This window comes from Bacteroides ilei (assembly GCF_900128495.1).
Taxonomy (GTDB): domain Bacteria; phylum Bacteroidota; class Bacteroidia; order Bacteroidales; family Bacteroidaceae; genus Phocaeicola; species Phocaeicola ilei.
This window is the reverse complement of sequence record NZ_LT635801.1, coordinates 3,643,929-3,661,634: the sequence shown is the minus strand read 5'-3', so window position 1 is coordinate 3,661,634 and position 17,706 is coordinate 3,643,929. Positions and strand designations below refer to the sequence as shown.

Below are 17,706 nucleotides of genomic sequence, written 5' to 3'. Positions count from 1 at the left end.
TATGGGAATAAGTGCAAAGTTGTTTGCGGTGTTTTTCGCCATTGCCTGCTTCGGGAGCATACCGTTGTGGGCGGAGAATCCGGTAAAGGAGAAACAGGACAGGTTCAGCCTTGCCGTCGAGTGCATCAAGCGGTTTGAGGGCTGGCATTCTTCCCGGCATTACCCCTATGTAGGTTGGGGTCATTGCCTGCAACCCGGGGAAAAGTATTCTGCCCATACCATGACAAGGCAACAGGCTGATGAACTTCTCAGGAAGGATTTGCGCAAGTTCTGCGCCATGTTCAGGCAATTCGGAAAGGATTCTCTGCTGCTGGCCACACTTGCCTATAATGTCGGTTATGTAAGCAATTTTATTATGTAAATAAAGAAAATATAAATCATTGATTAACAAATAGTATATTCATTTTTCACAGGATTACTTTTTACATAATATTCCTAACTTATTAGGTAAAATCATAGCATTATTTCCTAATAAGAGATATATTGAAGCTCCATCAAATCAAATAGATGGAGCTTCAATTAATATCAAACAATAAATAATGTTTTTATGGAAGAAAGTAATTTTTATGATTTAAGGAAACAAGTTGTCCAGCAACTGCGTGAAAGACATTATGCACCTTTAACTATTTGTGCATTTAAGAGTAGTTATAATAAACTGGAATGTTATATGCTGGAAAATAGAATTGAAATCTATTCTGCTCGTGTAGGGGAAGATTTTTTGAAAACTCGCCATAAAGGTGTTGCATACGCCCAACTGTCTGATTTTGAGAAGAACATGGTTAGACATATAAGAATAATGAATGAAGTTCTGCATACAGGAATTATCATTGGAAAACCAACACCGCGAAGTCCCATGTTTGAATTCAAAGGAGATTTAGGCATACAATTCAATGAATTTATTTGTCATGAAAGGAGAATTAAAAGTCCTCTAACAGTAAGTAAATATCACTTGTATTTGAGAGATTTGTTTAATTTTCTAAAAGAGAACAACAAGCTCGTTAAAGACTTTGACATTCCCAGTTGCTTATTATTCTTACGTGATTTGAAGCGACAGAAACGTCCTTGGCCTCATGTTGTATCTTCTGTAAGGGCTTTTATTAGATACTCATGTGAACGTAACTTATTAGGAGATTGTAATTTTTTTCGTTGGGATAAAATATTATGTCTCCATCGTCCAAGAAACCCTCAATTGCCATCGTATTATAGTAAGGAGGAAATAGAGAAATTATTGGTCACAATAGACAGGTCTTCTCCGAAAGGCAAACGTGACTATGCAATGATTTTACTTGCAGCACGTTATGGGCTCCGCGCTTCAGATATAGTAGGAGTTACATACGCCAACTTTGAATGGGAACTCAATCGTTTGTCCCTTGTCCAGACAAAAACAGGAAAACCTGTTTCATTTCCATTATCAGAAGAAATTGGAAGTGCCATTATTGATTATATCAAATTTGGACGACCAGAAATTGACAGTCCATATGTCTTTTTGGAACACATGGCTCCATACCAAAGAATTTCCCCCCAGGCATTACCAGGAATTGTTTCTGAATGGATGCTTTCTGCCCAAATAGATATCTCAACACGTAAACACGGTCCTCATTCTTTACGTCATAGTCTTGCTATTAACTTGTTTGAGAATGGTGAAACTCCAAGCGTTATATCTGAAATACTTGGACATTCTAATTTATCAACCACTTTAAATTATGTGAAAGTTGATTTAAAGCATCTAAGACAATGTGCACTTGAAGTTCCTCAAATTCCTGAATTTTTTTATTTAGATATATATGAGAAAGAGAACTGGTAAATTATGCAGCGTATTCTCAGGGTTAATTACCCAATATGTAGAATATAAACAAAACATAGGTTGTAAAACAACCGTAATGGAATTTATGTTGAAGCGATTTGACAAGTTTGCTAATGACAGAAACGAGAAAGCCCTTGGTATTTCCAAAGACTTGGCAGATGCCTGGTGCTGTAAATTTTCTGGAGAGTCCGAAGAAAACCGCTATTATAGGATCGTCATTCTTCGAGGATTCTCTTCTTTCCTGCAAATAATTGGATATAATTCATATATTCCAATATTACCAAAACATCAATCAAATTTTACCCCCTATATTTATACATCTGATGAAATAGAGAAGATTTTCAAGGAATGTGATAGGATTAACTCCTATTATCACTTAGTCAATTCAGCCCGATTTTCCATGCCATGCCTAATCCGTTTACTATATGGGACAGGAATCCGTGTAGGTGAAGCTCTAAAATTGAAACACAGTGATATCGATTTCAAAAATGAATGCTTATTGCTTAGAGAATGTAAAAATGGGAAAGACAGGTATGTGCCTCTTTCTCCTTCCTTGGTACTAATGTGCCATGATTATGTAGCCCAAAAACAGAAATTTGGGTTTAGTATTAATCCAGAAAGCTATTTCTTTGTAAAATGTAATGATACTTCCATCTCACCAAGGACTGTTTCAAATCATTTCAATCATATATTAGAACGTGCTGGTATTATGCGAAACGAAAATAGAAAAGGTCCTCGTCTACACGATCTCCGACATACATTCTGTGTAAATTCATTTGTGCAATTATGCAAATCAGGGAAGGATATACATAATGTGATGCTAATACTAATGACATATATGGGACATCAATCCATTAAAGCCACAAATAAGTATGTCAGAATAGTAGAGGCTATGTTTCCTGAAATTGTAGAACAGGTGGATATGGCTCATAATCATATTTTCCCTAATATGAATGAAATGATTGATTAGTTATGCGTTAAGACTTGGAATTATGACAGATTTTGGAAAATATCTCACAGATTATTTAAACCGTTATCTCACAATGGAATGTGGTTGTTCCTATCAAACGGTAAAACAATATAGTGTAACATTTATGCTTTTTATACAATACATGTATAAAATTGAACTAATAGCTCCGGAAAAACTATGCCTTAAAGAATTTACAAAAGAAAGAGTTTTGGGATTTTTACATTGGCTGGAAGATACAAGAAAATGTTCAATATCAACAAGGAACAACCGTTTATGCGCCTTACGGTCATTTTTTAAATTTCTTCAATATCGTGAGGTTAAGGGTATGGCTTATTGGCAAGCTATATTGAGTATCAAACAGAAAAAGACACCTTTTAAGGAAATGTCTTATCTGACTACGGAAGGAGTAAGGGTATTGCTTGAACAACCGGATTTATCAACTCGCAAAGGGCGTAGAGACTTTGTTCTTATGGGGCTATTATACGACAGCGGTGCCAGGGTTCAAGAAATCATAAACCTCACCCCGGAAAATATAAGATTAGGAGAAACTACGACTGTAAAATTACATGGGAAAGGTAATAAAATCAGAGTAGTTCCTCTCTCTACCAACCAAGTGAAAAATTTAAGGTTGTATATGGACGAAAACAATCTTTTTGCAGCACAATATAGATGTCATCCATTATTCCCTAATCCCAAAGGAGAAAGGTTGACAAGAATGGCTGTATTAGATATTGTGAAAAGACATGCAGAAAATGCAAGGAAACAATATTCAGAGTTGATACCCAATAATATATCTTGTCATACTTTTCGACATTCAAAAGCTATGCATATGCTGGAAGCAGGTATAAATCTCGTTTATATTCGTGACTTTCTTGGACATACTTCTACAACAACAACGGAAATATATGCCAGGGCAAGTGAAAAAATAAAAGAACAGGCATTGAAGAAACTGACTTCTGGTATTATTCAAGAAAGCAAAACTACATGGCAAAAAGACGGAGATTTAATGGAATTCCTAAAAGCTTTACAAGTAAAATATAAATAGAGGAATAGAATAGAGTGAAGAGTATTAGTTTAAAATTCTCTTCACTCTATTAAATATAATGTAAACAATTCAATAACTACAAAGTTAATAATCAGATAATTAACAGATGCTTTTTACATAATAAAATTGCTTACATAACCAACCTTATGTAAACTTTTACATAATGTCGGTCCGTACAGGCTTTTAGGCAGCAAGAAGATACCCAAGAGCACACTTGTCAGGAAACTGGAGGCCGGAGACCGGAATATCTATAAGGAGTATGTCTCTTTCCGATGTTACAAAGGCAAGGTAGTTCCAAGTATCGAACGGAGAAGGAAGGTGGAATATCTGCTACTTTTTGAAGAATAATAGAGAAGGGAGAATCTTTCGGTGTAGTGCCGTCAGGTTCTCCCTTGCATAACTTTGAGCTAAAAGAATTCGTTTTTTGTTTGGTGGAAATAATATGAGTGGCAAATGCGATTTTCTGATTTATAATTTGTAACTTTGTGACATATAAACGTCTAAAGTAAGTTATATGAAATTATTTATTACCATATGTTGTCTATTGATGAGCATGTCTGTTTTCGGACAATCATCAGAAAAAATTCGTCCTTACAAGGACTGGGAGACAATGGCCTATTGCTCATACGATTCTTACCACCCCGCACAGTATGCGAAAATCGACAATAACTGGGAGCTGCTTTACACTTTACGCACGCCTATGAGCATCAAGGAGTTGAAAGCCACTGGAATTCCCTTCACTTACAGCCAGATTTTCTTGCTGCATATAGGCGGATTAATCGAGAGCAAGAATAATGTATTACATACCATCATGCCCATCTTCAGCGAAGAACAGACCAAATCCATACGTATTTTGAGCCGTTCCATTGCACAAAACGCTTTCAAGGAGACGGAAAACGACTGGTCTGCATTTATGACGGAACTGAAGAAACGGAAATTGGGAAAGAATGCTTATAGTCTTGTCTTTTCATATGTCCTCGATGGAAAAATCTGGGGAAAGGCACTTCCGGCTCGTGACAGTGTGGCGACTCATGCTACCTGGGACGGGGCGTTTTGGGCATTGTATGACAAACGTACTCATAGCTTTTGCGGTACAAACAGTTTTAATGCGTTTCATCAAACTTGGTCTGACTCATTAGAATATTGGCTTGACACGAAAACGATTGTACGATTTACAGATGAATATGCACAGAATAAAAAAATCATCAGCAAAGACTTGCTGGAAAAAAGCGAGGAATGGGGACTTGCAGATAAAAAGGGGTATCCCCTCATTCCCATAATCAAGGAAGATAGTCAGGATGCATTGGTAAGAATCTGTGATGAGATAGTGGTCAAACTGGCATCGTGCGTAAACCGTCACTCCTACGAATTCATGAAAGAATATCAGTTAAGTAACGAGAATTTGGCCAAAGTTATCTTATACCATGAGATCATGTGGGATATGATGGATATACTTGTGGAGCGAAAGATAATTACGGAACCAGATATTCTCACAGGAAGTCCACGGGCTCAGAAATCGGATTTCGGAAAGATTGTGTACATAGAGGAATAAAATAAGGGAGAATCCGATAGCATATCACCATCAGATTCTCCTTTGCCTACATTTTGTTTTTCTAAATAGCAGTTGCAATTAGTTTGAGTTAATTTACCAGAACTGCATTCTGTATTTCCACCTCTGCGGGCTATCTGTTTTGCTCCAGACTCTCAGTTTGAAACCTTACATTTTAGCTAAGATTATTTATTATTCAGCACCTTACGCATTACGAAATTGGTCAGTTCCAATCTGTTCGCCTTGTACTTCTGTATTTTGATAATTTCGTATTCTTTTTTTTCAAAGAATGTTCTGGCGGTCAAACTAACTTCACATGTAATGTATCTAACTCCGTATTGCCCGGCAATTCGTTCAACCTCCGAGAGAAGTTGCGTCGCTATACCTCTATGTTGAAAATCCTTATGCACGAACATGGAATTCAGATAGCCGTCTTTATTCATTGACGAAAAGCCGACCAGAACATTACATTCATTGAATGCCCCGACATATCGGTTTCCGGCAAGGAGTTCCCTCCACCGAGTCTCACTGTCTCCGCATGATGCCCAATCTTTCACTTCTTCTTCGGTATAATCCCTCGCATTCACATTTAACACGGTCGTGCGGAACAAGTCCTTCATCTGCGGAATATCCTTTTCATCAAGTGTCCGGATTATATAGTCAGTTTTCAGGTATCGGATCACCCTGCACGGATTCCCGACAGCTACACAGTTTGCCGGGATTGATTTTGTCACAACACTCCCAGCACCGATCACACTTCCTGTTCCTATTGTTATGCCGGCAAGAATTATACTGCCGCCACCAATCCACACATTGTCCTTTACGGTAATCGGAAGAGACCGTGTACGGAAAAAGAGTTCACCTGAATTTTCATCCCAATTCTCTACAAATCTTTCGTTGCAGTCTATCGGATGTGTAGCAGTATAAAACTGTACATTCGGGGCTATCAGAACCTGATTTCCTATACGGATATGATTCTCGTCCATCATTGTGCAGTTGTCATTGATGACAGACTTATCACCAATAAAAATATGCTTTCCGCACTGGCATAAGAAATTACGTCCTACTGTCGATCGCTGGCCTATGCTTCCAAGCATATTCCTTAGAATATCGGTTCTCTCTGAATCTCCCAATCCCGGGCTGTCAAGTCTGGCAAGACAGGCTTTGGTATTGGAAATCATCTCAAGTACCTCCGGATTCAGACTGTTGCAATATTCTCCTGACATGAATCGGTTGTAATTGCTTATATGTTGTTGATTCAGTTCTTTTTCCATATAATTTCTCTATTGCAATCTGTAGCTTTTCTTGTAGGATAAATTGATGGCTGCAATGAAGCAGATTGTGATCAGAACAAGACATAGAAGGATCGTGACCGGTTCACAGGCTTACTCTTTGCTTGTGTTCATATTCTTCAGTAGTCCCATCTTCTTCATTTGATGAACTGTCTGTTCCGGATCGTAAATATGTCTTATTCGGGACTGCCGCTATATTTTGTGTTGCCATAGCTTTCATTCCATTTAATGGAATCAGTGGCATAGTTCATTTTTACGAATCCATTATTATATGTTCCTTTGATCTTGTAGGATTTGTCGTAGATATAACCATTGGCATAATATCCTTTTATATTTCGTTGTGTATCGAATATATGTCCATTGGCGTAATTCCCTAAAACTTTACCTTCTGAATCAAGAATATAGCCATTGCTATAGGTCATGCGGGATGTAGTGCCACATGAACAAAGAATGAAGAAAACTATTGGGATAATATAATACATCGTTTTCATTTGAGGAAATCTATTTGTGGGTAATATTATACTTCAGTAATTCATAACAATGGCAATCGACAAAGCGGCCGTTCTTGAAGCAGGCTTTTCTGAGGATGCCGCACTTATGGAAACCGGCTTTTTCGAGAACCTTCATCGATGCCGGGTTGTTTTCATAAACATGGGCATGGATCCGCACTGTATCGGAATGGCTTAGATAATCTTCCACTGCCTGCTTTATGGCTTCGGTCATGATGCCCAGGTTCCAATATGGCTCTGCAAGCCAATAGCCCAGTTCAGCGTTATATCGTTCTACGTCCGTACCTCTGAAGAAGCTGACATTTCCTGCTGCTTCGTGATTGATATCGATGCAGTAATTATTCTGTTCGCTTTGTCCTTCAACAAAACTTATGAATTGCTCTGCATCCTTTTCCGTATAGGGATAAGGAAGAGCATCACGGCAATTGTCCCAAATTTTTTTATTGTTCAGGTATTTTGCCAGTGCCGGTATGTCCGCTCTGGTCCAAGTTCGTAGTTTGAATGATTTAATTGCTTGGATTTTATTGTCAGACTTCAGGTATCGGATCACTTTACATGGATTCCCGACAGCTACACAGTTTGCCGGGATTGATTTTGTCACGACACTTCCGGCACCAATCACACTTCCTGTTCCTATTGTTATGCCGGCAAGAATTATACTGCCGCCACCAATCCACACATTGTCCTCTACGGTAATAGGAAGAGACCGTGTACGGAAAAATAGTTCGCCCGAATTTTCATCCCAGTTCTCGACGAATCTTTCGTTGTAGTCTATCGGATGTGTAGCCGTATAGAACTGTACATTGGGGGCTATCAGAACCTGATTCCCTATACGGATATGATTCTCGTCCATCATTGTGCAGTTGTCATTGATGACAGACTTATCCCCAATGAAAATATGCTTTCCGCACTGGCATAAGAAATTATGTCCTACTGCCGACCGTTGGCCTATGCTCCCGAGCATATCCCTTAAAATACCGTTTCTCTCAGAATCTTCCAAGTCCGGGCTGTCAAGTCTGGCAAGACAGGCTTTGGTATTGGAAATCATTTCAAGTACCTCCGGGTTCAGACTGTTGCAATATTCTCCGGACATGAACCGGTCGTAATTGCTTGTATGATGTTGACTGTGTTCTTTCTCCATGCTTTTCTTTATTATGCCTCTAAAGATACGCATAATCCACAAATTCACTGTATTGGATTAACCTTTTTGTTCTTCTGAATCATAGATTAAATAAAATAGGGAAAACCTTTCGGCTATATCCGTCAGATTCTCCCTTACTTACATCTTGTTTTTCCAAATAGCAGTTGCGATTAGTTAGAATTAACTTACCAGAACGGCATCCTGTATTTCCACCTCTGTGGGCAGACGGGAAAGCAGGAGTTCCGCCATTGCTCCGTTCTGCGGAATCAGGGCCGGGAAGTCTGTCTTGCCAGGCTTATATATCTCAGTCGCTACGTTATATAAGTCCCATGCGGTAATCTGTCCCTTTTCGCGGACCAGTTTCAGCACCTCTTCCGTGAAGATGGAAATCTGGCTCTGGTTCAACGGGTAGGTTTCAACCGAGGATGACAGGTTCCTGTCCGAACTGTCATGGGAGACACGCAACGCTGTCAGCAGACCGATATACATATACACTTCTTCCAGTGAGACGATTCTGCGTTTCAGCCGCTGAATGCGTGCAATATCCTCGTTCATGTTCACTTCGAAATTGGCCAGCCATCCGTCCACCGTCTCGAATACACCTTCCGTTGTCACCTTGTTCTTTCCATAATTGCAGATGCTCCTTTCCGGTGAGAGGATACACTGGTTATGGCATACTTTCACGCACGGGCCTATGGCTGCCTGTATGCCGTCCTGATGGTAGGCGACGACCAGCGTAGTTGTCAGCTCGTCCGTTTCCCAGTCCTTGATTCGGATAGTCGCGAAGATGCGTCGGAGGATGTGGGCTTCCACTGCCTTTTCACCGTGTGTCTGTTCCACCTGCGGGAGAATGCTCACTCCCGGTTGTGTCTTGTTTCTGTTCTGGGCGGCGAAGATTTCCTCCACCTCGTAATCGAGATTATACTTCTCGCAAATGCCCATCATACGCTGCAGGACCTGGTAGTGATAGATGCCCTGGACAGGCTTGCCGTAGATATCATTCTCCTTGTAGGTACGCTGGAGAGTTTCAAGGTTCATTACTTCGATTCCGTTGTTCTGAAAATCAAACTGCTGTTGCTTTTCCAATACTGCCAATGCTTCCATAATCTTGAATTTTATAAAGTTAATACTATGATTGTCTGTCATTTTTCAGGTATGTATCTGCCATCCGTGGAACGGTTGCAGCGTTACGGCGAAAGAGCGGTCCGGTATGCCGTGATAGAGCAGCCCGCCTACAATGCCGATGCTTCCGTCGGGATAGCGTTGTGTGAAACCGAACGAATAAGGAGCATGGTCATAGTAGAGCGAAATCTCGCTTGGATGATCGGGATTGTCTTCCCAGCTCTTCAGTCGGTCCAGACAGTTCTGGAGTGAGGTGTCACCGATGGATTCGGCATAGCGTTTTACATTCTGGAAATGTTCTTCATTCAGGATTTTCATGACTCATTGTATTTTATCTGTTAAACACGTCCGGCTCCGGGAGCCGGTATTTTTTATTTCTCGCCTGCCTGACTGTCCCGTGGCCGTACCCGCAAGGTTTGGCGAAAGAAAATACCGCAGCCATCGGCGAGGATGATTTTCTTTCAGCCAACCCCGCAGGGGCCTGACCTTGTCCGGGTACATTGGACACGGGACTACCTTTGCAGGGAGGGAAATAAAATATACAAGGGGTATATGCTGTAGTTTTCCGTACATGTTATGGTGATATTCTCTCTGATTTGTTCGTCATTGCCGGAGGAATGGTGTACTTTTGCAAATCCTAATTTGAAAATCATGGAAGATTATATAAAGAAAGCTGCGGATGCTTTCCTTGTGGAGCGTCCGTATGGTATGCGTGTGGATTACCGTAAAGGAGGATACGTGCTGTTCAACCGTAACCTCAATGTGTTGGGCAATAAGGAACATGCCCGCTTGGAGGAATTGCCTTTGGAGGATTTTGATGTGGACGAGATTCCCTTGGAAGGGGAAATCATAAAGGAACATGCGGGTTTTACCGACGTGTTTTTCTATTCGGATTGTACCAACCCCTATGCAGGGTATGTGCTGGATCTGAAGAAGCTCAAGGTTTACAATCAGTATATGTTTCCGTTGGCTATGGTACTGAACAGAAAGTTGTAACAGTTATTTTGTCAAGTATTATTATTTCGTTTATTCAGAAATTAAATGAATGATAGAAATTCATTATTAATTGGGTTGGGCTTGCTGTTTTTTGTCTAAAATATTTTTATATTTTTTATTTTATAGACAATAAGACTCTGATTAGAATAAATAAGTTAACATTAATTGAACACTCATTTGTTTACTGTCAATAAACCAGTCAGAAGCATAAACATTTTCATATTCCAATCCTCCTCTATAACGAGTACTTCTGCTATATAAATCAAATCTTGTTGATAAATCCAACTGCTTAAAAATTCTATAATTCAGCTGCCCCTCAAAATGATAAAAAGAGCCAACGGAATCATCACCCTGGACATTGACCGGTTTACCACCTGGAGTTTTGGACCAATCTACATTGGCCCCCCAAGTACTTATTGTGTATAGTCTATAAAACTGATTTTTAATGGAAAAAGTCAGCTTATCATGCAAAAAGCTCCCATCAATGCCCAACTTAGTTGAAAAGCCTGACCCCCAATTATAATTGCGGTGATAATAACGATAATAGTCACTTAAGATTCCGCCAAGTAATATTCCGTTTAAATGTGCCGACATATTCAATTTAACATCATTAGTATGATAGCTGAACATTGCTCCGACACCAACAGATGCTGGTGATCCAAGTTTATAAGGCACTACACAAGGATCTAAAACGGTAGATGACTTTTCACTTATCGTATCAGAATCAAAAAAGTCAAAATGTTGATATAAGCCCACTGATAGATCACTCTTTTTTGTAGATATAAATTCTTTAGAAAACAATCTACCTATAATTTCAACCCTACTCAATAACGGTTGAGATTTCATGAGATTGAATTCTGTCAAACATGTAAAGTATTCATAAGGTATTTTTGAGTCCCCATCAAAAGCATCTCCATATTCCATATTGAGCCGGGCACTTGCTCCAATCCTCGTAATATGATTGTCATCATGATAAAATAAGACACGAGAACCTAATGACAGATTTAAATTAAATGGGACATCTGGAAATTCTTTTCCGGAAACATGACTCTTTTCCCAAGCCTGCCCAGTAATAATGCGCGTAATTCCCCTCATAGGAGAAATAACAAAAGAAGCCACTTCCCGTCCGAAGCGTTCACCTCCGGTCGTCCGATTATCCAGAATCATATCAGAAGTTCGGTAAAAAACTTCTCCTAAAGCAGCACCTCCGATTGGTGTGGCTATTATGTCGTTGGTAGAGGGGTATTCACATTCCATAAATAATTCCCACATGGCACTCCCCCCAATAGCAAATAACTCCGACTGCCAAAAGTTAAACCCGTTCGACCTTCCGGCATTGAAAAAAAGAGAACCATTATAAGGATGTGCAAACATATTTGTATTCAGGTGATCATTATCCCATTCAAATCCATGTTTGAAGTTTTCCTTAATGGTCTCCAACGAAATATATGCATAATGCCCCCTTAAAATATATCTGTCAAAGGCCCATAACCCCATATTCATACCAAAAACTTCCCCGGTAGCCATCAGAAAATTTTTCTTTTTTGGAAAAACATGCCCGCTGTCAACCTCCGCACTGTCCGTAACGCATATCTTAGGTTCTGCTTGGAGGGGCATACCTGCATACGCATTAGATGCAAATAAAAAGACCAGATATATATGTATTATTATCCTTAATAACTTTAAAATCATGTATTTTATCACTGTAAGATGATATACAAACCAGAGCAGATATGACAATAAGTGCTCCGCGTCAGTTTGTTGGCAAATTGAATAATATAAAAGAGTTTACAAATATACGTTTTTTTCTACAGTCATATGTGGATTTTGCTTACAAAACTATTATTTAAATCAAACTTAATTAGAGTATACCATTTTCTCACCAATTATTGTGAGTAGAATGAAATCATTTTTCAGTCAGTATATATTTCATCTATAATCTCATTCTCTTTTCTCTCACCTTTGAGGAATGCAAGCAGCCGCCGGAAAAAGAACGGGGCATGGTCTGTCCCCAGCTGTGAGCTTTCCCCGTTCCGGGTAGCGCATATTGCAAACCGTCCCAGTCCGAAACTGTCCTGTGGCGGTACGATATGGAATGACAGATTTTCCGTACCGTTGATATGAACCCCGCCATGGTAGGTGTAGAAAGTCTTTGCGGCTCTACTGTCCGCATCAATGTCCACCCGGCTGTAGCCGCGGCGTTTCAGTTCTCTGATGATTTCCCTGTTTGTCATAATTGTATCTGTCTGATTGGATTTGAAATGTTCTGTATGCTTCCCGTATTTGAGGATACGCCGTGTTCTGACATCCACTTCCGGTATGCCGTAGCATATTCCTGCCTTTCCCGTTCCAGACTGCTTTCCGTTTCCGGAGTATATCCGAGCAGACGTATGTATCCGCCGTTGCAGCCTGTCAGTTCGCAGCGCATTCCGGCTGCCTCCAGTTTCCCGATGCGTTTCTGTGCCGTTTTCGCACTCGAATATTCCTTGGGCCAGAAATAATGTTCTCCCTGTGAGCCGTAAAAGTCTTCTCCGAGTATCATTTCTCCGATATGTCTCCGGCTCTCGATGAAGCCGAAACGGGCCTTGTCCAGTGCCTGACGCATAGCCTTGTGTGCCGCTCCTTCGGGATGGCGGAACACTTCAGGACTGTCTTTTCCCGTAATCTTCGGAAGTTCCATCCGGTACGGCTGTCTGTAGCTGCCGATTCCGAGCGTAAGGTAGAAGTTGGTGTGGAAATAGTCCGTCATAGGGTCGCTTTCATCGAAATTGTATGACATCACAAAATCCCTGACGTTTGTCATCACCTCCTTGGCCCGGTCGGTCAGACTGTCCGATGCCTGGATGTTGTAGTGGTTGATGTCTCCCTGTACCTTGCCGGATTCTTTGGTAAAAGCCTCGAAGTCCGCTTTCATCAGCCGGACAAGGATTGAGCTGTATCCGTCCCTGCGGACTGAGAAGGTGTATCTCGGATAGGTCTCCTTGAGCCATGTCCTGACCAGTTCCGTGATTTCCGGCGCGGACTGTCCGGTATAGTTGCGCCCTTTCCAGCGGTATTCATTGTACACGTACTCAGCGTATTCCTTTGCGGTGGCATCCTGATAGTCGTGTTCATACCCTGTAGCGGCAGAGGAGACACCAGGCCGGTCTTTCCATATCTCGAAAAGTTTCTCAAACTCGGTGTTCAGCTTTTGCATGAGGACAGTGTCACCACCCTTGTCGGGGTGGTGAAGCATTGCCAGTCGGCGGTATTCCTTCTTCAGGTCCGCCAGTGAGTGTATGTTCTGAAAATAAGTCATGATCGTAGATGTTAAAGTCCCGCGAGACGGTTGATGAAATATATCTGCCAGTCCTGGTCGAGTCCGAGGTTGCTGCACGCGATCTCGAAGTCTTCGCTTCTCAGGTCATTGTCTTCCTGAAGTTCCTGCAGGTTCCTTATCTCGTCGTCCAGGTATTCCTGTGCCTCTTCCTTGCCGCAACTGCATGAGTTGCAGATCAGGTCAATGATGTTCCGTGCCATATCCGTTGCCTTTAGTTGTTTGCCAGGTATATGTCCCGTTTTCCGTCATAGCTTTTGCCGTTCCACCACTCATCGGCAGCCTCGGCGAATGTCTGCCCGGAATCGTCTGAAGAGAAGTCGGACGCCTTGAGTCCGGTCAGGTATTCAAGGGCTTCGGCGTTGTTGGACTTCCACCATTCCTGCATCTTTTCCAGAAATGATTGTCTGGAGCAGGTCTCCACATTGTCCGCGCACCGGGAGCACCAGATGTCGTCGTCCACGTCACTGTGGTATTCGTTCGTGTTGACGTCCACCCATGCCTGTATCTCAATCTCTGCAGAACCGCAGTCGCTGCATACCCGAATTCTTGAATCGTCAGGGAGCTTGCGTCTGGCCTTGCCGTCATATAGACTGACGGCACGTTCCACCAGTTTTTCCCGATAATGGTCCGTCAGTTCCGCATAGAACCGTTCGGAGGCTCCGAATACCCCCTTGTCCGTCATCAGACTCCATTTTTCCCAAAAATGTGGGTACATTTCCTTAAAGACTGTCCTGCACTCTTCCTCACTCCAGGCATTCCACATGTAGTAGAAGAAGCTGGACACTGCATTTTCCGCTTGATATTTCATATTTCCGTTTTTATTTGAGGTTATACATTCTTGCAAAATGGCTGTTCACTTCGGGAATCCTTTTCTTGTAATAGGGCTGGTTGTCCCTGCACCAGTCCGCCAGTTCCTGTTTGTTCCTGAAAGGTTCCCTCCAGCTTTGCCCGCTCATGATCATTTCCACCTGCGGGGCCAGCTCCCTGATGAACGCTCCGACAGTCCATCCTTCCCGGACGTGTCTGTCCATATTGACTTTTGTTGCCATATTGTCTTCCGTTTCAAGAGTTCCCGTTTGTATTTTCAAGTTGAAGCCTGACCGCTTCGTACATCTGATTAAGCCAATCTATGTTGCTGGCTCCAAGTTCGAAGGGAGCCTGGCTGCAAACCTCTTCCATACTGTCCTTTATTGTTGCCGTTACGGTAAGATGTTTGTCAGTAACCTCAATTCCCGTAACATAACATTCGTATGGATCAGCATTATCGTCGAACCAGATAATCCATACAGGGTCTTCTCCGTTATCGGTAAGTTTGATTTCTTTCAGGCCGTGCGCATCAAGCAGTTGTCTGATGGCCTCGATTATGTCCTTCCGCAGTTCTTCAATCCTGTCTCTGAAACACATGGCCGTGTATCTTACCTTGCCTTTATTGTTCCGTTCCCTGACAGAGAGGATCTGCATGTCGGGGTGAGAGCCGAAATTCCAGTCTGTCACCTCGTCATCATCGCGGGTAGTGTGGATATTGCCTCCCAATACCAGACCGCAGTCTTCCTCTACCATTCTTTCCGCCTCGTCGCGGTCTTCCGCCACGACCTTGTAGGTACCTTCGAAGGCGTACCTTACTCTTACTTCGTACTTTGCCATAATTCTTATGATTTGATTGTTGTTAAATGAATTGTTTATGAAGCGACAAGAGCTATCCTTTCACCGAAGAAGGAGTCGCATACCCCGTACACATGCTTGATGGAGCATTCATATTCTGACCTTTCGTTGTCAAGACGGAATCGGAATCCGTGATAGTCCCTGACTTCCAGTTTCAGCCTGACATCCTTTTTGAGTTCCATCTCCAGGAGGCTTCCGCCGCCGTACATGGAGCTGAAGATGCCGCAGCAGTTGCCTTTGGGGATAATAACTTCCCCAAGCGAGAATCCGGCATCATAAAGTTCCTGCAGGTTTACCTTGCCGATATAGGTCAGCAGGTTGGCACCACAGCAGGAGTTGATGAGTTCCTGGTAAAATTGCTCATAGGATACCTGTTCCTTGCCGTCCCTGTATTTTTTGTCGGGGAAACGGCCGTACACCGAGTAGCCTTTCTCCACCAGCATCTTCTTCACCTTGGCGGGATTGAGGTTCAGCGCGTCTATCATATCCCCGAAATAGGATTCCTTGTACCGGTAGCCTTCCTGCGATTCCAGCCAGTTGGAATTGATGCAGTCGTAGTTGGATAGCATCTCGACACGCACGGGGATGTCATCCGTGTTTTTGAGAAGTTCTTTCAGCGTGTCAGAGTCGTTTCTGTCATAGATTTCTTCCCTGATTTCGTCTTCGTGTTCTTCAAAGAACTTGTCCACTTCCTCTTCCTCAAAGCCGTGGAAGCCGGTGCACTCATCCTTCAGCTTTGAGATGATTTCACGGACGCTTTCCCATTCGGCGTCACCGTACCATTCGTCCACTTTCTCCCACAGACTTTCACAGCTCCTTTCTTCCAGACACTTCTGGATGGTGTCACGGCAGTTGTCGAGATTGTCGTTGTAGTCCACCCATACCAGCGTGTAGGACTTGTCCATGAGCGATTTCACGAATTCCATTGTCAGTCTTTCCTGTTCTTCCATTTCTGTTACCTGTGTACGGCAGGATTCCGTTTCCCGTACATATTGTTTACAAATGAGAAGAGCGACCTTTCGGCCACTCCCTTGTTATTCGTTCTCTTGCTTGAGCCTTTCATATTTCTCCGCTTCCATTTCCGTCTCACCGTCGAAGTGGAAATGTGCCGTATGACCGTATCCGGTTTTAGGCTCTCCACCGCATCTGTGCAGTGCGGTATCTATTTCCCAGTCGGTGTCACCGATACCGAGGGATATGTATGTCCCTCGGAGCATGCACCCGGCCAGCCTCAGTGCGGCATCCTTCCTTTTTTCCCTGCGGAGCCTGTCAAATGCCGCGAGCGCGATTTCCCGGTTGGGTATTTTGACTGTCGTTTCCATATCGTTTCATTTTCAGTTTGCCGTTTCCTTGTCTTTCCCGCTGTCTTTCGCTGCCAGGACACCGAAAGGCAGGTCGAGTATCCTGTGGTTGAAACACAGCGTTGAATTGTAGTCCGTGCGTTGCCAGAGCGTGAAGCGGTCTCCGGCGAACGACCATCTGAAATAGCCTGACAGCGAACCGAACTGCGGGTTGACGTTCCTGCTTATGAGGAAGCGGTTCACGTCCACGATGTGTCCTGCCGTCAGAATGATGTTCAGTATCTCCACGAATGCCAGCTGCGAGTACGGGTCGATGGGCATTACAGGTCCTTTGAAGTTGATTTCCATATCTTTTGTCTTTTAATCGTAGTTATCATCAAATATTTCGTACCGGAAGGGAAGCGTGTCGCAGTAGCAGCTTGATACACCCGTGTATATCAGGGCGTCTTCTCCTGTGTCCGCGTCTTCTTCCGCTTCCGTGACGGTGTCCCCGTACAGGTCGTGGTAATGTGATACCATCATGTGCGGGTCATCCGTAGTGATGTCATAGCCGTAATGCCTGCTCCAGTTTATGAAAAACTCCGTTTCTTCCTCTTCGAGCCTTTCAAGGGCGTCCCTGATCTCGAAGAAGTTGGGACAGAGCCATTCACGGCTGATCAGCGTGTCCGGGATGTTCTCCCATCTGGGATACCGGTATTCCGGTTCCTTTTCCCCGGGGAACAGGTCGGAACAGGCACACAGGAACTCGCTCATGTCGCTGTAGTCGGACAGGTGCAGCCAGTAGTCCCTGTAATCCTTTATGTCCATGAGATGCTGTGTGGTCACGGCTATCTCTGCATTGTTCAGATCCATATTATTTTTCTTTTTATGTATGTGGAGCCCGGGGGTTCCATTCCACCGACTCCCAAAAGGTGCCGTGTCCCGGCTGTGCAGGGTTTTTCGGGAAAATACCGCAGCTGCGGCGAGGATGATTTTCCCGAAAACCGCCTGCGGCAT

21 protein-coding genes and 4 pseudogenes are annotated in these 17,706 nt (G+C 42.8%); 7 read left to right on the top strand and 18 right to left on the bottom strand.

Going from position 1 to position 17,706, the window contains the following annotated elements; genetic code table 11:
- Nucleotide 1: 1 nt before the first annotated feature.
- From BQ7489_RS15765 to BQ7489_RS15740, 6 genes and pseudogenes are all read left to right on the top strand, one after another.
- Nucleotides 2-337: pseudogene (locus BQ7489_RS15765) on the top strand (glycoside hydrolase family protein); the annotation flags it as partial.
- Between the two features lie 210 nt (nucleotides 338-547).
- The gene (locus BQ7489_RS15760; RefSeq protein ID WP_083381013.1) at nucleotides 548-1,804 is read left to right on the top strand and encodes a site-specific integrase; all 1,257 of its coding nucleotides are present in this window, start codon (nucleotides 548-550) and stop codon (nucleotides 1,802-1,804) included.
- Nucleotides 1,785-2,774, top strand: coding sequence for a tyrosine-type recombinase/integrase (locus BQ7489_RS15755; protein WP_071150175.1), 990 nt, complete (start codon nucleotides 1,785-1,787; stop codon nucleotides 2,772-2,774). The genes BQ7489_RS15760 and BQ7489_RS15755 overlap by 20 nt, the downstream gene beginning before the upstream one ends.
- A 22-nt stretch (nucleotides 2,775-2,796) precedes the next feature.
- A complete protein-coding gene (locus tag BQ7489_RS15750) occupies nucleotides 2,797-3,819 on the top strand; it encodes a tyrosine-type recombinase/integrase (RefSeq protein WP_071150174.1) in 1,023 nt (340 codons plus the stop codon).
- 153 nt (nucleotides 3,820-3,972) lie between these two features.
- Nucleotides 3,973-4,167: pseudogene (locus BQ7489_RS17840) on the top strand (glycoside hydrolase family protein); the annotation flags it as partial.
- A 166-nt stretch (nucleotides 4,168-4,333) separates the two neighbouring features.
- Complete coding sequence (locus BQ7489_RS15740; RefSeq protein WP_162617828.1) at nucleotides 4,334-5,371, top strand: hypothetical protein; 1,038 nt, start codon at nucleotides 4,334-4,336, stop codon at nucleotides 5,369-5,371.
- A 182-nt stretch (nucleotides 5,372-5,553) separates the two neighbouring features.
- Here the strand turns inward: BQ7489_RS15740 and BQ7489_RS17690 are convergent, their stop codons facing one another.
- From BQ7489_RS17690 to BQ7489_RS15710, 7 genes and pseudogenes are all read right to left on the bottom strand, one after another.
- Complete coding sequence (locus BQ7489_RS17690) at nucleotides 5,554-6,051, bottom strand: GNAT family N-acetyltransferase (protein ID WP_394334084.1); 498 nt, start codon at nucleotides 6,049-6,051, stop codon at nucleotides 5,554-5,556.
- Nucleotides 6,037-6,642: pseudogene (locus BQ7489_RS17685) on the bottom strand (sugar O-acetyltransferase); the annotation flags it as partial. The gene BQ7489_RS17690 and the pseudogene BQ7489_RS17685, both read right to left, overlap by 15 nt.
- Nucleotides 6,643-6,836: 194 nt before the next feature.
- A complete protein-coding gene (locus BQ7489_RS15730; RefSeq protein ID WP_162617827.1) occupies nucleotides 6,837-7,151 on the bottom strand; it encodes a hypothetical protein in 315 nt (104 codons plus the stop codon).
- A 10-nt stretch (nucleotides 7,152-7,161) separates the two neighbouring features.
- Nucleotides 7,162-7,680, bottom strand: a complete 519-nt coding sequence (locus tag BQ7489_RS15725; RefSeq protein ID WP_072532241.1) for a GNAT family N-acetyltransferase — start codon at nucleotides 7,678-7,680, stop codon at nucleotides 7,162-7,164.
- Nucleotides 7,681-7,692: 12 nt separating this feature from the next.
- Nucleotides 7,693-8,310, bottom strand: a pseudogene (locus BQ7489_RS17355) (sugar O-acetyltransferase); the annotation flags it as partial.
- 180 nt (nucleotides 8,311-8,490) lie between these two features.
- A complete protein-coding gene (locus BQ7489_RS15715) occupies nucleotides 8,491-9,414 on the bottom strand; it encodes a DUF932 domain-containing protein (protein WP_072532240.1) in 924 nt (307 codons plus the stop codon).
- 45 nt (nucleotides 9,415-9,459) lie between these two features.
- Nucleotides 9,460-9,750: a DUF4120 family protein gene (locus BQ7489_RS15710; protein ID WP_055300440.1), complete on the bottom strand. Its 291-nt coding sequence runs from the start codon at nucleotides 9,748-9,750 to the stop codon at nucleotides 9,460-9,462.
- A 333-nt stretch (nucleotides 9,751-10,083) separates the two neighbouring features.
- Between BQ7489_RS15710 and BQ7489_RS15700 the strand changes: the two genes are divergently transcribed.
- Nucleotides 10,084-10,428 carry a hypothetical protein gene (locus BQ7489_RS15700; protein ID WP_072531839.1) on the top strand — a complete coding sequence of 115 codons (345 nt, stop codon included), beginning with the start codon at nucleotides 10,084-10,086 and terminating at the stop codon, nucleotides 10,426-10,428.
- A gap of 141 nt (nucleotides 10,429-10,569) precedes the next feature.
- On the opposite strand, the gene BQ7489_RS15695 is transcribed toward BQ7489_RS15700, so the two are convergent.
- The 11 genes from BQ7489_RS15695 to BQ7489_RS15645 form a co-directional block, all read right to left on the bottom strand.
- Nucleotides 10,570-12,120 carry a DUF3943 domain-containing protein gene (locus BQ7489_RS15695; RefSeq protein ID WP_239496966.1) on the bottom strand — a complete coding sequence of 517 codons (1,551 nt, stop codon included), beginning with the start codon at nucleotides 12,118-12,120 and terminating at the stop codon, nucleotides 10,570-10,572.
- A gap of 221 nt (nucleotides 12,121-12,341) precedes the next feature.
- Nucleotides 12,342-12,662 (bottom strand): hypothetical protein, encoded by a 321-nt coding sequence (locus BQ7489_RS15690; RefSeq protein WP_072531838.1) that lies wholly within the window; start codon nucleotides 12,660-12,662, stop codon nucleotides 12,342-12,344.
- Nucleotides 12,659-13,726 (bottom strand): LPD29 domain-containing protein, encoded by a 1,068-nt coding sequence (locus BQ7489_RS15685; RefSeq protein WP_072531837.1) that lies wholly within the window; start codon nucleotides 13,724-13,726, stop codon nucleotides 12,659-12,661. Before BQ7489_RS15685 ends, BQ7489_RS15690 begins: the two co-directional genes overlap by 4 nt.
- A gap of 11 nt (nucleotides 13,727-13,737) precedes the next feature.
- On the bottom strand, nucleotides 13,738-13,947 hold the full coding sequence (locus BQ7489_RS15680) for a hypothetical protein (protein ID WP_005801761.1): 210 nt from the start codon (nucleotides 13,945-13,947) through the stop codon (nucleotides 13,738-13,740).
- Nucleotides 13,948-13,958: 11 nt separating this feature from the next.
- The gene (locus tag BQ7489_RS15675; protein WP_072531836.1) at nucleotides 13,959-14,555 is read right to left on the bottom strand and encodes a hypothetical protein; all 597 of its coding nucleotides are present in this window, start codon (nucleotides 14,553-14,555) and stop codon (nucleotides 13,959-13,961) included.
- 10 nt (nucleotides 14,556-14,565) lie between these two features.
- On the bottom strand, nucleotides 14,566-14,796 hold the full coding sequence (locus BQ7489_RS15670) for a hypothetical protein (protein WP_072531835.1): 231 nt from the start codon (nucleotides 14,794-14,796) through the stop codon (nucleotides 14,566-14,568).
- Between the two features lie 13 nt (nucleotides 14,797-14,809).
- Nucleotides 14,810-15,391 carry a hypothetical protein gene (locus BQ7489_RS15665; RefSeq protein WP_057281947.1) on the bottom strand — a complete coding sequence of 194 codons (582 nt, stop codon included), beginning with the start codon at nucleotides 15,389-15,391 and terminating at the stop codon, nucleotides 14,810-14,812.
- Nucleotides 15,392-15,426: 35 nt separating this feature from the next.
- On the bottom strand, nucleotides 15,427-16,359 hold the full coding sequence (locus BQ7489_RS15660; protein WP_072531834.1) for a hypothetical protein: 933 nt from the start codon (nucleotides 16,357-16,359) through the stop codon (nucleotides 15,427-15,429).
- Between the two features lie 84 nt (nucleotides 16,360-16,443).
- The gene (locus tag BQ7489_RS15655) at nucleotides 16,444-16,731 is read right to left on the bottom strand and encodes a hypothetical protein (RefSeq protein ID WP_072531833.1); all 288 of its coding nucleotides are present in this window, start codon (nucleotides 16,729-16,731) and stop codon (nucleotides 16,444-16,446) included.
- A 12-nt stretch (nucleotides 16,732-16,743) separates the two neighbouring features.
- Nucleotides 16,744-17,058 (bottom strand): hypothetical protein, encoded by a 315-nt coding sequence (locus BQ7489_RS15650; protein ID WP_072531832.1) that lies wholly within the window; start codon nucleotides 17,056-17,058, stop codon nucleotides 16,744-16,746.
- A gap of 12 nt (nucleotides 17,059-17,070) precedes the next feature.
- Entirely contained in the window at nucleotides 17,071-17,562 is a 492-nt protein-coding gene (locus tag BQ7489_RS15645; RefSeq protein WP_025279121.1) for a hypothetical protein, read from the bottom strand.
- Nucleotides 17,563-17,706: the final 144 nt, after the last annotated feature.

Bases quoted from the DNA above. Each gene is read 5' to 3' on its own strand.
- BQ7489_RS15670 (WP_072531835.1), bottom strand. From the start codon at position 14,796: ATGGCAACAAAAGTCAATATGGACAGACACGTCCGGGAAGGATGGACT.
- BQ7489_RS15710 (WP_055300440.1), bottom strand. From the start codon at position 9,750: ATGAAAATCCTGAATGAAGAACATTTCCAGAATGTAAAACGCTATGCC.
- BQ7489_RS15660 (WP_072531834.1), bottom strand. From the start codon at position 16,359: ATGGAAGAACAGGAAAGACTGACAATGGAATTCGTGAAATCGCTCATG.
- BQ7489_RS15740 (WP_162617828.1), top strand. From the start codon at position 4,334: ATGAAATTATTTATTACCATATGTTGTCTATTGATGAGCATGTCTGTT.
- BQ7489_RS15645 (WP_025279121.1), bottom strand. From the start codon at position 17,562: ATGGATCTGAACAATGCAGAGATAGCCGTGACCACACAGCATCTCATG.
- BQ7489_RS15675 (WP_072531836.1), bottom strand. From the start codon at position 14,555: ATGAAATATCAAGCGGAAAATGCAGTGTCCAGCTTCTTCTACTACATG.
- BQ7489_RS15685 (WP_072531837.1), bottom strand. From the start codon at position 13,726: ATGACTTATTTTCAGAACATACACTCACTGGCGGACCTGAAGAAGGAA.
- BQ7489_RS15700 (WP_072531839.1), top strand. From the start codon at position 10,084: ATGGAAGATTATATAAAGAAAGCTGCGGATGCTTTCCTTGTGGAGCGT.
- BQ7489_RS15730 (WP_162617827.1), bottom strand. From the start codon at position 7,151: ATGAAAACGATGTATTATATTATCCCAATAGTTTTCTTCATTCTTTGT.
- BQ7489_RS15750 (WP_071150174.1), top strand. From the start codon at position 2,797: ATGACAGATTTTGGAAAATATCTCACAGATTATTTAAACCGTTATCTC.
- BQ7489_RS15760 (WP_083381013.1), top strand. From the start codon at position 548: ATGGAAGAAAGTAATTTTTATGATTTAAGGAAACAAGTTGTCCAGCAA.
- BQ7489_RS15655 (WP_072531833.1), bottom strand. From the start codon at position 16,731: ATGGAAACGACAGTCAAAATACCCAACCGGGAAATCGCGCTCGCGGCA.
- BQ7489_RS15650 (WP_072531832.1), bottom strand. From the start codon at position 17,058: ATGGAAATCAACTTCAAAGGACCTGTAATGCCCATCGACCCGTACTCG.
- BQ7489_RS15715 (WP_072532240.1), bottom strand. From the start codon at position 9,414: ATGGAAGCATTGGCAGTATTGGAAAAGCAACAGCAGTTTGATTTTCAG.
- BQ7489_RS15755 (WP_071150175.1), top strand. From the start codon at position 1,785: ATGAGAAAGAGAACTGGTAAATTATGCAGCGTATTCTCAGGGTTAATT.
- BQ7489_RS15680 (WP_005801761.1), bottom strand. From the start codon at position 13,947: ATGGCACGGAACATCATTGACCTGATCTGCAACTCATGCAGTTGCGGC.
- BQ7489_RS15690 (WP_072531838.1), bottom strand. From the start codon at position 12,662: ATGACAAACAGGGAAATCATCAGAGAACTGAAACGCCGCGGCTACAGC.
- BQ7489_RS15665 (WP_057281947.1), bottom strand. From the start codon at position 15,391: ATGGCAAAGTACGAAGTAAGAGTAAGGTACGCCTTCGAAGGTACCTAC.
- BQ7489_RS15695 (WP_239496966.1), bottom strand. From the start codon at position 12,120: ATGATTTTAAAGTTATTAAGGATAATAATACATATATATCTGGTCTTT.